We start from the raw sequence: 12279 nt of genomic DNA on the forward strand, positions 1-12279 counted from the left end.
CTGAGGAGTGCAGTTATGACGGATCCAGTCACCCATACGCTCGGTGTGCCGGGCGCCACCTTGACGTATGACGTTCGCGGTGACCTGGCCGATCGTGAGCAGCCAGTGCTGCTGCTGATCGGTTCGCCGATGGCCGCGAGTGGTTTCCCGACGCTGGCGTCGCACTTTGCCGATCGGACCGTCGCGACGTATGACCCGCGCGGGGTGGAGCGCAGTGTCCGGTCCGACGGCTCCGGCGAGCTCTCCCCGGACGACCACGCCGCCGACCTGGTGGCGCTGATCGAGGCCCTCGACGCGGGACCGGTCGAGCTGTTCGCGAGCAGCGGCGGCGCGGTGAACGCGCTGGCGCTGACGGCCAAGCGCCCAGATCTGGTGAAGACCGTGATCGCGCACGAGCCACCCCTGGTCGCGCTCCTCCCGGACAGTGAGAACGCGCTCGCCGCCTGCGAGGACATCTACCAGACGTATCAGCGCGACGGGATGGGCCCAGCGATGGCCAAGTTCATCGCGATCACCAGTTTCCAGGGTGAGTTCCCGGCGGACTACACGTCCCAGCCCGCGCCGGACCCGGCCATGTTCGGCCTGCCGACGGAGGACGACGGCTCGCGCGACGACGCACTGCTCGGGCAGAACCTCCGCGGCTGTACGTCGTACCAACCGGACTTCGACGCCCTCGCGAAGGCCAAGGACAAGATCGTGATCGCCGTCGGTGAGGACTCGGGCAGCGAGCTCGCCCGCCGGGGCGGCGAGGCCGTCGCGGAGCGGCTCGGCATCACGCCGGTGGTCTTCCCGAGCGGCCACGGCGGCTTCCTCGGCGATGAGTACGGCATGCCCGGAAAGCCGGCCGAGTTCGCCACGCGGTTGCGCGAGGTGCTGGCCTCCCGGTGAACCGCCGGGACGATCTGGTTAGCTGGGGGTATGACTGAGAAGCCTGAGATCGACTTCCCGGAAGGCGAGCCGCCGACCGAACTGGAGATCACCGACATCATCGTGGGCGACGGCGCCGAGGCGACCGCCGGATCGCGGATCAACGCTCACTACGTGGGCGTGGCCCACTCGACCGGCGAGGAGTTCGACGCCTCGTACAACCGTGGCGCGCCGCTGGCCTTCCAGCTCGGCGTCGGCCAGGTCATCCAGGGCTGGGACACCGGCATCCAGGGCATGAAGGTCGGTGGCCGCCGCAAGCTGGTCATCCCGCCGCACCTGGGCTACGGCGACCGTGGCGCCGGTGGCGCGATCAAGCCGGGCGAGACGCTGATCTTCGTCGTCGACCTGGTTTCGGTCGCCTGACCTTTCTCGACCCCCCGCGCCCTCGATCGGTTCCGGCCGGTCGAGGGCGTTCTCCTCTCGGTGTGCAGTCGTTTCGCGGTTGCTGAATCGAGTAGCACTACTCATGCCTCCGCCCGGCGAATCCGGCTGAATGGAGCCATGACGACGATGCCCCTGCCGCTGTCCGCCGCCAGGCCCCGCTGGGCCGTGGCCGCCGACATCACCGCGAAGCTGCTGCTGGCCGTGCTGTTGCTCTCGGCTCTCATCTGGCCGGACCTGAGCGGCATCAAGGGCAAAGCCTCCACCGCCCGCCTGATCGTCTACCCGCTGGGCGCGATGGCCCTGCCCCTCATCTGGTACGCCGTCCGGCACCGCGGGAATGCGGTACGGCGGCCGTTTCCGTGGGTCGCGGATCTGTTGCTGACGCTGCCGTGGCTGGTGGATCTCGCTGGGAATCGCCTCGACCTGTTCGACCGCGTCAGCTGGTGGGACGACGCGATGCACTTTGTGCTCTGGGCCTTCCTCACCGCCGGCGTACTACTCGCCTTCGCGCCGCGGAACGCCTCGCGCGGCCTGACCGCCATGCTGGCCCTCGGCTTCGGCACCACCGCCGCCCTGATCTGGGAACTCGGCGAGTACGTGGCGTTCGTCCGCCACTCCCCCGAACTGCAAACCGCCTACACCGACACCCTTGGCGACCTGACCCTAGGCACCCTAGGCGCCCTCCTGGCCGGCCTCGCGCTCCCTTACCTCATCCGTCCAGTGTGCATCGGGCGGCTGGATCTCAGATGATGCCGACGTACGCCAGGGCGAACGCGCCGCACGGGCAAAGGAAGAGGAAGGCCAGCACGATGACGCGCTGGAAGGTCTGCCCCGGCCCGATCAACCGCCGGTACGCCGCCACGAGCACGGGCACCATCACGATCTCCAGTACGAGCATGCTGCGCGGGATCACCGCATCCGCCGCCGCGAGTACGACGGACAACCCGGCGGCGGCGATCCAGGCCGCGAAGCCCAGGCGGTACGTCGTACTCGCGCCAAGGCGTACCGCGATCGTTTGGTATCCAGCAGCCCGATCCGCGTCGAGGTCCGCCAGGGTGGTCGGCAGATAGAGGCCGACGGCAACCAACGTGCCCTGCAAGGCCATCAACCAGGGGAACCCGCCAAGGTCCGACGTCACGGCGGCCCAACCCGCGAGCGGGCCAAAGGCGCCCAGAGCAAGGGAATTCACCGCCACATCGAAACCGGCCCGCGTCTTCAGACGTACGGGCGGAACGCTGTACGCGTAGCCGAGTACGGCCGCGAGCAATACTCCCAAGGCGAAGACCACCCCGACGGTGAGGCCGACCGCCAGCGAGGCGATACCCGCGACCGCCGCGATCCACTTGGCGGTCCGGACCGAGACTCGGCCGTCGAGGAGCGGCGACTTCGACTTCCGCGGGTTCAGGCGATCGCCGGGCAGGTCGTACGCGTCGTTGATCGCGAGCACCGATAGCCACAGCAACGGGCCCATCACGACGGCCCCGGCGATCAGACGCGGCCAGTCCTGCGGCAGCGGGACCAGCCGGTGCGTGGCGAGTAGAACGCCGACGTAGTACGGAAGTACCGACACCGCCCAGAACGCCGGCCGCCCAACCGCCAGCACATCGCGGACCCGCGTACGCCGCCGAACTGTCCGCTGATCCGCTAGCCCGTAACCGGCCGGGCGTCGTACGGCCTCGGGTTGGTTGCCTGGTTCCACCGCTGTGGTCACATCACCACAGTGCTCCCGATTCGGCCGCGCGCACCTCCCTCGCCAGAGTGAATCCGTTCACTCCGGTGAGTCCCCCGCCCGGCGTGTGAGCGACGGAACGGCAGTGGCAAGCGGACCGGCAGAGGCAGCTGCGTACGTCAGGTGTCTTGCGGGCGGCAGATCCCGTTGGCCAGCGCGCTGGCGGCGAGAGCGCTCGCGGCAACGCCGTTCTGCCCACCAACCCCCACCCCCGATGCGCCGGGAAGGGTGCCGGTGGCAACGGCTGGGCGGATGTCGTCCGGCCGATGGGAATCCACCGACGAGGTATGGCGGCCGATCGGAACCACCATCGGTGTACCAGCAACAGGATCCGGCACGATCCGCACCGCCAGGTTGAACACGTCCTCGACGACCGCCTCGGTGATGACCTCGGCCGGGCGGCCCTCGACCACGATGTCGCCCTTTTTCATCGCGATCAGGTGGTCCGCATACCTGCAGGCCTGGTTCAAGTCGTGCAGCACCAGGACGATCGTGCGGCCGTCGCGACGGTTCAGGTCCACCAGCAGGTCGAGTACCTCGAACTGGTGGGTCAGGTCGAGAAAGGTGGTCGGCTCGTCGAGCAGCAGGATGCCGGTCTCCTGCGCGAGGGCCATCGCGATCCAGACCCGCTGGCGCTGTCCGCCGGACAGCTCGTCGATCGGGCGATCGGCCAGATCCAGCACGTTGGTCGAGAGCATCGCGCCCGCGACGGCCTCGTCGTCGGCGCGGCTCCACTGCCGGACCCAGCTCTGCCGCGGATAGCGGCCGCGGCCGACCAGGTCCGCGACGGTGATGCCCTCGGGCGCGCTGGGAGACTGCGGCAACAGGCCGAGCTTCGTCGCGACCTCGCGGGTCGGGATCTGCTGGATGTCCTTGCCGTCGAGGTGGACCGTGCCTGCCTTGGCCTTGAGCAGCCGCGCGAGCGTGCGCAACAGGGTGGACTTGCCGCAGGCGTTGGCGCCGACGATGACGGTGATCTTGCCGGCCGGGATCTCGACCGAGAGGTTCTGGATGATCTCCCGCTGGTCGTACGCGACCTTCAGCCCTGTCGCCGACAGAGTGTGCTCTTCGGACATTCGACTAGCCTCCACGACCCACTCGATTGACTCTCGCCAGCAAGAACAACAGGTACGGCGCGCCGACCACGCCGGTGATCACGCCAACCGGCATCGGGGTGTCTCCGATCAGGTGCTGCCCCGCGAAATCGGACACGCTCACCACCAACGCCCCGACCAACGCCGCGGGAATCACCGAGGGCCCGGGCGAACGGCTAAGCCAGCGGGCGATCGGCGGCGCCACGAACGCCACAAACCCGATCGGTCCGGCTGCGGCCGTCGCAACCGCTGCAAGGGCCACGCCCACCAGTAGAACCGCCAGACGCGACTTCTCGACCGGTAGGCCTAGACCCGCGGCAGTGTCGTCCCCAAGCTGCAGAACCCGCAGGCGCCGTACGAGGACTAGGAGCAGCGGTACGAGCACGAGGAGGGCTAACGACAGTGAACGGACATGCGTCCAGTCACGGGCGTTCAAGCTCCCGGTGATCCATACCAGGGCCTGCTGCGCGATCTCGACCTTCGACCTGGTCAAGAGGTACGAGGTGGCGCTGACCGCCACTGAGCCGACACCGATTCCAACCAGCACTAGCCGGTACGACGAGACACCCTGGCGCCAGGCCAACAAGTAAATGCCAAGGGCGGTAAGAACGGCACCCACCAGGGCGAAGCCTGAAACCGCCCACCCGGTTACACCCACGATGAGGATCGCGAACACGGCCGAGAAGCTCGCGCCGGCGGTAATGCCGATGATGTCCGGACTGGCCAACGGGTTACGCGCGATGCTCTGGAAGACCGCGCCCGACATACCGAGGGCTGCGCCGACAAGCAGGCCCGTGAGCGCCCGTGGCAGCCGGAGCCGGTTGATGATGAACTCGGTGGCCCGATCGCCCTGACCGAAGATCGACGGCACCACCTTGGACACCGGCACCGGGAAGTCCCCGACCGACAGCGAAACGCAGAACACCACGAAGACCAGCGCCGCCAGAATCGCGCCGACGAGGATTCCCCGCGCGCGGGCGATCCGTCGGCTGCGCGCGATGACCTGGTACGTCGTACCGGGGTCGGCGGTGAGGTGCGCGGCCATCAGAGTTCCGCCAGCTTCCGGCGACGGACCAGGGCGATGAAGAACGGCGCACCGATTACAGCGGTGGTGATGCCGACCTGGAGCTCGGCCGGCTGGGCGACCACCCGGCCGACGACATCCGCGCCGAGCAGCAGGATCGGCCCGAGCAGCATCGAGAACGGCAGAATCCAGCGGTAGTCCGGCCCAGTGATCAAGCGCGCGATATGCGGAATGGTCAGTCCGATGAAGCCGATCGGCCCGGCCGCCGCGGTGGCCGCGCCGCAGAGCAGCACCACGGTGAGCGCGGTGAACGCCCGGGCGGCGCCGACTCGCTGGCCGAGCGAGCGAGCCACGTCGTCACCCAGGGAGAGTGCGTTCAGCACCCGGCCGGTGATCAGCGCCAGCGGGATGCCGATCAGGATGAACGGCGCCACCTGCGCGGCGATCGCGTAGTCGCGATTGACCAGCGAGCCGACCTGCCAGAACCGGAACTGGTCGAACGTCTGTACGTCACCGATCAGCATCGCCGTTGTCAGCGAGCCGAACATCGCGGTCAGCGCTGCCCCGGCGAGCGCGAGTTTCACCGGCGTCGCGCCTTCGCGACCGAGCGAGCCGAGCAGGTAGACCGCCACGGCGGCGACGGCCGCGCCGAGGAAGGCCAGCCAGACGTACGACTTGAGGCTGGTGAGCCCGAAGAAGTAGATGCCGATCACCACGAACAGCGCGGCACCACCGTTGACGCCGAGAATGCCCGGGTCGGCGAGCGGGTTGCGGGTCACGCCTTGCATCAGCGCGCCGGCCAGCCCGAGCGCGATACCGACCAGCAGGCCGACGATCGTTCTCGGCATCCGGACCGAGCGCACGATGACGTGATCGGTGTTGTCAGGATCGAAGTGCCGGAACGCGTCGAACACGGTGCCGAGCGGAATACCTCGCGAGCCGATCGCGATACTCAGCGCCACCACGACCAGCAGCACCACCACGACACCGAGCAGCAGGGCGGCGAGGGTGACACCACGCCTGCTCCGCCGCGGGCGGTCGACGTCACGCCGGACGGCCAGGGGATCGAGCGCCTGGGCTATCGGCGGGGCGGGCGGCGATGGCATGGTGTTTCCATATCCTCTTAGGTAAGGCTAACCTGAGGCAGTCAGCATAGCGCCGCGCCAGCAGTGCTGTCCCTTGCACCCCTGCGAACCGTTCGGAGACCCAGGCATGACCACAGTGCTCGAACGCCCCATCGCGTTCGACTCGGTACTCGCCACCGTGGCGTCGATCGAGGACCTGAGCCCCCACCTGCGCCGTGTGACTTTCGTCGCGCCGCGTATCACCGAGGCCGTGACGGCGGGCCCGGACCAGCGCATCAAGATTCTGCTCGCACCGCCCAACGGCGGCGAGCTGAAACTGCCCAGCGGCCCCGAGTGGTACGCACAGTGGTGCGCCACCGAGGCCGACGAGCGCTTCATCATGCGGACGTATACGGTGCGCGCTCTGCGCCCGGCGGTCGCCGAGATCGACATCGAGTTCGTGCTGCACGGCGTCAACGGGCCGGCCTCGGCCTGGGTGTCGGAAGCGGAGATCGGCCAGTCGATCGGCCTGATCCTGCCGTTCGCGGTCGACACGTCGAGCACCAAGGGCCTGCTGCACTCCGGGGTGGACTACGTGCCGCCCGCGACGAGTACGCACCGGCTGCTGATCGCGGACGAGACGGCTTTGCCGGCGCTGGCGGGCATTCTCGAGGAACTGCCCAGCGACGTTCAGGCGACGGTCTTTGTCGAGGTACCGGACATTCGCGACATCCGCGCCCTGCCGAGCCCTGGCCGCGTGGACATCACCTGGTCCGCGCACACCGGCGGTCCGGACGATGCGCCGCGTACGGTGGTTGAGGCTCTCAAGGCGGCGCCGATCCCGTTCGGCGTCGACTACGCGTGGGTGGCGGGTGAGTCAGGCATGATCAAGGCTGCTCGCCGACACCTCGTCAACGCCGTAGGCCTGCCGAAGTCGGCCATCTCGTTCCAGGGCTACTGGAAGCGCGGCGAAGCTCAGATCTGACGGCAGGGCCTCGCCTTCCAGTAAGGCGAGGCCCCGACCGTAGTTACGCCGGATTGCTTGCGTGCGTGAGGGTCTCCCACGCCACAAACAGGTTGTTCGAACCAGCCGGTCGCCGCGATTCGGTCAACGCCTGGGTGTTACCCATCGCGTAGCCGAGCCGGTTCGACATCGCGTTGTAGCCGACCTCGGTGATCGGGCCGAGCCCACGATGCAGCGTTCCCTTACACAGCCAGGACGGAACCGGCTCCAGGTTGCGCTCCCACCGGGCCTGGAAGCCCAGCGCGTGCCGCAGCCGCTCCCCGAACTCCGGGTAGAGGTCGATGCCCTGGATCCGGGAAGTCTCCAGCACGTGCGAGATAGCCGAGATGCCATAACCGGTGTGGGTGAAGTCGCGACAGGTCTCCTGAGTTAGACCTGTCACGAACGTCGATTGCCCTTGCCAGTAGCCGATGATCTCGTCGCGGGTGTCGCGGCCATCCCCGGGCTTCGTGCGCGGCAGCGCGCCGTCCGACTCCAGGTAGACGAAGGCCGGAACCCTGTTGCGGAACAGGGAAATCGCCCTGTCGTAGATCGCCCCGTCCGCCAGGAACACGCCGATCCCCTGTAGGGCCTCGATCATGCTCAACTCCCAGTTGCCGTTGGAGTTTGAGCCGTTGTAGATCTCCGGTACGTAGACGTTACGCAGCATCGTCGCGAACCGCCCGGAGTTCGGCCAGTTGCCGTACACGTGCTTGATGATCTCGGCGGCCTTCGCCAGGACGAGGCGGCCCAGGCCGTCTGCAAAGGCGCGTTGCTGTTGGTGTGGTCCCGGATGGTGGCGGACCACGCGTCCATCAGCTGGATCGCCTTGTTGGCATAGCGAACATCCCGGGTGACATACCACGCGAGCGCGTTGGTGTACGCCGCGATGGCGTCTTCCCGCTCGTCGGTACAGCCGTAATTCGGGTTGGAATACGAGCCGCATTCGACCACGGCGCGCGGTTTCGGCACCCGGCTCAGCTGGGCGAACCTCGACGCCATCATCTGGTCGTAGGCCGCCTTCCAGGGCTGCGCGTTCGCGAGCACCTTCGAGCGCATGAAGTCGAGCTGAGCCCGGCTGGAGCCCACGCCTGGATGGGCGAACGTGCCCGGGGCAAGCAGGGCGTGGACGGCCTGGCCGGCTCGTCCGGCTTGGCTGGCTTGGGCGGCTTCGTCGGCTTCGTCGGCTTCGTCGGCTTCGTCGGCTTCGTCGGCTTGGGCGGCCGGCGGAGCCGTGGCGGCGGACGGAGCAGGCTCGGTGGACGGACGCGGTACGGCGGACGCGGGGCCGCTGACGGTGCCGGCGAGCAGCGCGGTGAGCGCCGTGGCCAGCACGGAATAGAGCACTTTGGGGCGCATGAGCAGGTTCCTTCGATCGTCGTTCAGGGGGCGGTGAACGGCAAGCTCCGGCCGGATTTGCAGCGTCTTTTCGGAAGTTTGACGACAGTCCGTAAGCGCGTCAATATGCAGGGCTATAGCAATTCGGATGTGGAACAAAGAAAGGTTTTGTCCCATGGACAGACGCCAGTTTCTGACCCGCTCCGCACTTGTTGCGGCCGCCCCCGCACTACCAATTCTGACCACTCACAAGGCTTTTGCGGCGTCCTCCGCCGAGTCGCGCTCAGGCGACTTGGTGGCACCGTCGGACCAACTGCCAGCACGCAATGAGCTCGTTGCCGTCGCCCGCCAGGTCGCGGATCACTGGATCTCGACGCACAGCGACTCCGGCGACAACGGCTGGGCCCGCGCGACACTATTCAGCGGACTGATGGCCCTCTACCGGCTGACGCGCGAACCTCGCTACCTGAACTACACCCGCTCCTGGGCGGAGAAGCACGCATACGGAATCCGCGGCGGCGTGACCACCCGGCACGCCGACAACCACAACGCGATCCAGGCATACCTCGACCTCTACGAGATCGAGCCGTCGGCGAACAAGCTAACGGCCGCCACCGACACTCTGCGCCGGATGATCACCAACCAGCCGAACAAGAACGATGACTGGTGGTGGGACGACGCGTTGCACATGGCCCTGCCCGCGTTCGCCCGGATCGGGCGCATCCGCAACGATCCGGCGTTCTGGGACAAAGGCTACCAGCTCTATAACCACACGAAGCGCGTACATGCCTTATACGCAAGCGATCTGGGCCTTTGGTATCGCGATGGCCGATTCATCCCGGGCGGTATCGTCTCACCGAACGGCAAGCCGGTCTTGTGGTCGCGCGGCAACGGCTGGGTGGCGGGCGCGCACGTCAAGACACTCAAGGCCTTGCCGTCGACGGCGCGCAACGTGCCCGAGTACCGGGAGACGTTGGTCCGGCTCATCACGGCGCTGCACCCGATCCAGCGCGGCGACGGCTTCTGGAACGTGAACCTGGGCGATCCCCAGCACCTACCAGGACCGGAAACCAGCGGCACGTCGTTCTTCACCTACGGCACCGCATCCGCCGTCGCCACAAGGTTGTTGCCGTCAGCAACGTACTTGCCGATGGCGGCGCGAGCCTGGAACGGAATGGTGGCAACAGCCGTGCACAGCAACGGATTCCTCGGCTACATCCAGGGCGTCGGCGACCGCCCGGAATCCAGTCAGCCCATCAACGTCAACACCACCGCCGACTTCGGCGTCGGCGCGTTCCTGCTGGCCGCCAGCGAACTAGTGTCCTGAGTCGGAAGTTCGTGCTTCAGCTCCGGTGTCCAGGTGCGTGCATCGCAAGGCGGAGAAGCGGTCGCGATGCTCTAGCATCGTGGCCGTTTCTCCAACGCCGCGAGGTGCGTGCCTGGGCGCCGGAGATGTGCACGAACTTCCGACTCAGGACACTAGCTCCGCTTGCGGTATAGCAAAACCCCTGGCCTTTCCGGTACTGGAAGGGCCAGGGTCCGGCTAGATCGGAAAACCGGTTCAGGGTTGGCTCTTTGGGCGGGCCCAGGGCGTAACTCGGGCTTTACCGGTGTTGCCGAAGGTTTCGTGCAATTCGATCAGACTTGCGGGACGATTCGCGGCCGGAGCCACTTTCAGATAAGCGGCTTGCATTGGCCCGTCCGTGGTGTCGAGGGTGACCGTGTTCCGCCAGATCAGTTCGGCGGTCAGGGTCTGCTTTGTTGTCAGACGCAACTTCTTCGGCGGGCCGTCGGGGGTCTCGGGCGCGACGGTGATCTTGAAGGGCTGACGGACCTTGTCGAGCACGGTTACGACTGGATAGCCCTGCACGTCGACGGCGCGCTTGCCGCAGTTGTGAAGGGTCAGCGTGATGGCCCGAAGGCCCATGGCGGCGTCGATCTCACCGCGGGTGATGAGTAAGCCGCTCGCCGGGCACTTGGCCGGCGGCGGAGTGGCTCGCTCCTTGCCGAACGACGTTTCGCCGTCAGTTGGCTTTGCGGTCTTCGCGGTCGCGGACGTCGTCGGTGCGCCGGGCCGACCACCGGCTCCCGGGGCAACCTCCGTGCCGCACGCGCTCACAGCGAAGAGCAGGGCGAGCGCGATCACGGGACGTCTCATCTCCGCATTCTGTCCGAGCCACGGTCCACCCCCGACTGCGCAGCACCTCCCTGGGCGGGCGCTCACCACGATGTAGCGTCCTGCGGCCGGCACCGCCCACGACCGCGCATCCTTCGGACCCCGGCCGCGGCGGACGGTAGGGCGGACGTTCTCGGGACGCCTTAGGCCAGGCCCGCGGCGTCGAGCAGAGCGGTGGCCATCGTGACGGCGACGCCAGTCAGCGGCTCGGCCCGTACGACGGCCCGGGCGTTGGCGCCGTCGAAAACGATCGTGAGCTGGTCCGCGAGCGACGACGAGTCCTTCACACCTCCTTTACTGGCCTCCGTTTCGAAGTAGTCCGTCAACTGCTGTTTGTACCGCCGGGCGATCACGCTCGCCGGGTGATCGGGATCCTTCAGCTCGACCGCCGTACTGATGAAGGGGCAGCCGAGGTAGCTCTCATCCTGCGTCGCCGCCTCCAGCCGCTCGAAGACGGCGAGAATTCGCTCACGGGGCGAACCGTCCTCCCCCTCGGGCTGGAAAAGCGCCGCATACCAGGGCGCGCGGTGCGCGAGGCTCTCCGCGATGACCTCGTCCTTGGTTCGGAACATCTGGTACATCGACCGTTTCGACACGTGCGCCGTGCGGCAGAGCAGCTCGATGCCCACGTTGACACCCTCGCGGTAGAAGAGGTCGGCCCCTGCCTCGAGCAGGCGCTCCCGCGCGGGTGGGCCGGTCGTTGAAGTGCTCATGGTCCGAGCGTACCGACTCAGCTTGCAAATGGAAACCGATCGGTTTACTGTCGGTGGAAACCGATCGGTTTCCGTTCAGAGGAGTTGAGAAGCATGACCGCAATCGAAGGCGCCGTCGCCCTGGTCACCGGTGGCAATCGCGGTATCGGCAAGGCGTTCGTGGCAGACCTGCTGGCCCGCGGCGCGAAGAAGGTCTACGCCACCGCCCGGAATCCGCAGCCCAGCGAGGACCCGCGCGTGGTGACGCTGCCGCTCGAGGTGACCGACCCGGCTTCGATCGCCGCGCTCGCCGAGGCTGCTCCCGACGTCACGATCCTGATCAACAACGCGGGCGCCAACTCACCCCAGACCTACCTGGATGCGTCGCTGGCGGACATCCGTGCGGTCTTCGACACGAACTTCTTCGGCCCTCTCGAAGTCACCCGCGCCTTCGCGCCGATCATCGAGCGCAACGGCGGCGGCCACATTTTGAATGTGCATTCCGCCTTGTCCTGGGTCGCCCGCCATGGCGCCTACGCCGCGAGCAAGGCCGCCATCTGGTCCCAGACAAACGCGATTCGGCTCGAACTGCTCAACCGCGGCATCGGCGTGACCGGCTTGCACATGGGTTACGTCGACACCGACATGACTGCGGCTGTTACCGAGCCCAAGAGCACTCCGGAGCAGATCAGCAAGCAGGCGCTCGACGGCATCGAAGCCGGGGCCTACGAGGTGCTCGCGGACGAGACGAGCCGGCAGGCCAAGGCAGGTCTGGCCGCGGATCTCACCGTCTTCTACCCAGAGCTAGCAAAGAACTGAACCGGCTGGCCGGGCTCGCGTGCGGCGGA

The 12279-nt window shown here is 67.3% G+C and carries 14 protein-coding genes; 6 read left to right on the top strand and 8 right to left on the bottom strand.

Annotated elements, in window-relative coordinates; translation table 11 throughout:
* The first annotated feature begins 15 nt into the window (after positions 1–15).
* The 3 genes from ACFFGN_RS24030 to ACFFGN_RS24040 all read left to right on the top strand — a co-directional run bounded on the left by ACFFGN_RS24030 (position 16) and on the right by ACFFGN_RS24040 (position 2061).
* Positions 16–888 (top strand): alpha/beta fold hydrolase, encoded by an 873-nt coding sequence (locus tag ACFFGN_RS24030; RefSeq protein ID WP_380051518.1) that lies wholly within the window; start codon positions 16–18, stop codon positions 886–888.
* Between the two features lie 30 nt (positions 889–918).
* The gene (locus ACFFGN_RS24035) at positions 919–1290 is read left to right on the top strand and encodes an FKBP-type peptidyl-prolyl cis-trans isomerase (RefSeq protein ID WP_380051520.1); all 372 of its coding nucleotides are present in this window, start codon (positions 919–921) and stop codon (positions 1288–1290) included.
* Between the two features lie 138 nt (positions 1291–1428).
* Entirely contained in the window at positions 1429–2061 is a 633-nt protein-coding gene (locus ACFFGN_RS24040) for a DUF2238 domain-containing protein (RefSeq protein WP_380051522.1), read from the top strand.
* Here ACFFGN_RS24040 and ACFFGN_RS24045 read toward each other — a convergent pair.
* The 4 genes from ACFFGN_RS24045 to ACFFGN_RS24060 all read right to left on the bottom strand — a co-directional run bounded on the left by ACFFGN_RS24045 (position 2054) and on the right by ACFFGN_RS24060 (position 6264).
* Entirely contained in the window at positions 2054–3022 is a 969-nt protein-coding gene (locus ACFFGN_RS24045; RefSeq protein ID WP_380051524.1) for a UbiA prenyltransferase family protein, read from the bottom strand. The genes ACFFGN_RS24040 and ACFFGN_RS24045 overlap by 8 nt on opposite strands.
* 137 nt (positions 3023–3159) lie before the next feature.
* Positions 3160–4116, bottom strand: coding sequence for an ABC transporter ATP-binding protein (locus ACFFGN_RS24050; protein ID WP_380051526.1), 957 nt, complete (start codon positions 4114–4116; stop codon positions 3160–3162).
* A gap of 4 nt (positions 4117–4120) precedes the next feature.
* Positions 4121–5179 (bottom strand): FecCD family ABC transporter permease, encoded by a 1059-nt coding sequence (locus ACFFGN_RS24055; RefSeq protein WP_380051528.1) that lies wholly within the window; start codon positions 5177–5179, stop codon positions 4121–4123.
* Entirely contained in the window at positions 5179–6264 is a 1086-nt protein-coding gene (locus ACFFGN_RS24060; protein ID WP_380051530.1) for a FecCD family ABC transporter permease, read from the bottom strand. Before ACFFGN_RS24060 ends, ACFFGN_RS24055 begins: the two co-directional genes overlap by 1 nt.
* A 106-nt stretch (positions 6265–6370) precedes the next feature.
* Between ACFFGN_RS24060 and ACFFGN_RS24065 the strand changes: the two genes are divergently transcribed.
* Entirely contained in the window at positions 6371–7207 is an 837-nt protein-coding gene (locus ACFFGN_RS24065; RefSeq protein ID WP_380051532.1) for a siderophore-interacting protein, read from the top strand.
* 43 nt (positions 7208–7250) lie between these two features.
* On the opposite strand, the gene ACFFGN_RS24070 is transcribed toward ACFFGN_RS24065, so the two are convergent.
* Both ACFFGN_RS24070 and ACFFGN_RS24075 read right to left on the bottom strand, forming a co-directional pair.
* Positions 7251–7895: a hypothetical protein gene (locus ACFFGN_RS24070; RefSeq protein WP_380051534.1), complete on the bottom strand. Its 645-nt coding sequence runs from the start codon at positions 7893–7895 to the stop codon at positions 7251–7253.
* The gene (locus ACFFGN_RS24075; protein WP_380051536.1) at positions 7829–8584 is read right to left on the bottom strand and encodes a hypothetical protein; all 756 of its coding nucleotides are present in this window, start codon (positions 8582–8584) and stop codon (positions 7829–7831) included. The genes ACFFGN_RS24070 and ACFFGN_RS24075 overlap by 67 nt, the downstream gene beginning before the upstream one ends.
* 154 nt (positions 8585–8738) lie before the next feature.
* Between ACFFGN_RS24075 and ACFFGN_RS24080 the strand changes: the two genes are divergently transcribed.
* Entirely contained in the window at positions 8739–9890 is a 1152-nt protein-coding gene (locus ACFFGN_RS24080) for a glycoside hydrolase family 88 protein (RefSeq protein ID WP_380051538.1), read from the top strand.
* Between the two features lie 234 nt (positions 9891–10124).
* Here the strand turns inward: ACFFGN_RS24080 and ACFFGN_RS24085 are convergent, their stop codons facing one another.
* Together ACFFGN_RS24085 and ACFFGN_RS24090 are read right to left on the bottom strand one after the other, a co-directional pair.
* A complete protein-coding gene (locus ACFFGN_RS24085) occupies positions 10125–10721 on the bottom strand; it encodes a DUF4232 domain-containing protein (RefSeq protein ID WP_380051539.1) in 597 nt (198 codons plus the stop codon).
* A gap of 161 nt (positions 10722–10882) precedes the next feature.
* Complete coding sequence (locus tag ACFFGN_RS24090) at positions 10883–11452, bottom strand: TetR/AcrR family transcriptional regulator (protein WP_380051541.1); 570 nt, start codon at positions 11450–11452, stop codon at positions 10883–10885.
* A gap of 93 nt (positions 11453–11545) precedes the next feature.
* Here ACFFGN_RS24090 and ACFFGN_RS24095 point away from each other — a divergent pair, with 93 nt between their 5' ends.
* The gene (locus ACFFGN_RS24095; RefSeq protein ID WP_380051543.1) at positions 11546–12250 is read left to right on the top strand and encodes an SDR family oxidoreductase; all 705 of its coding nucleotides are present in this window, start codon (positions 11546–11548) and stop codon (positions 12248–12250) included.
* Positions 12251–12279 lie beyond the last annotated feature (29 nt).

It is taken from the genome of Kribbella deserti, assembly GCF_042434725.1.
In the GTDB taxonomy this organism is placed as follows: Bacteria; Actinomycetota; Actinomycetes; order Propionibacteriales; family Kribbellaceae; genus Kribbella; species Kribbella deserti.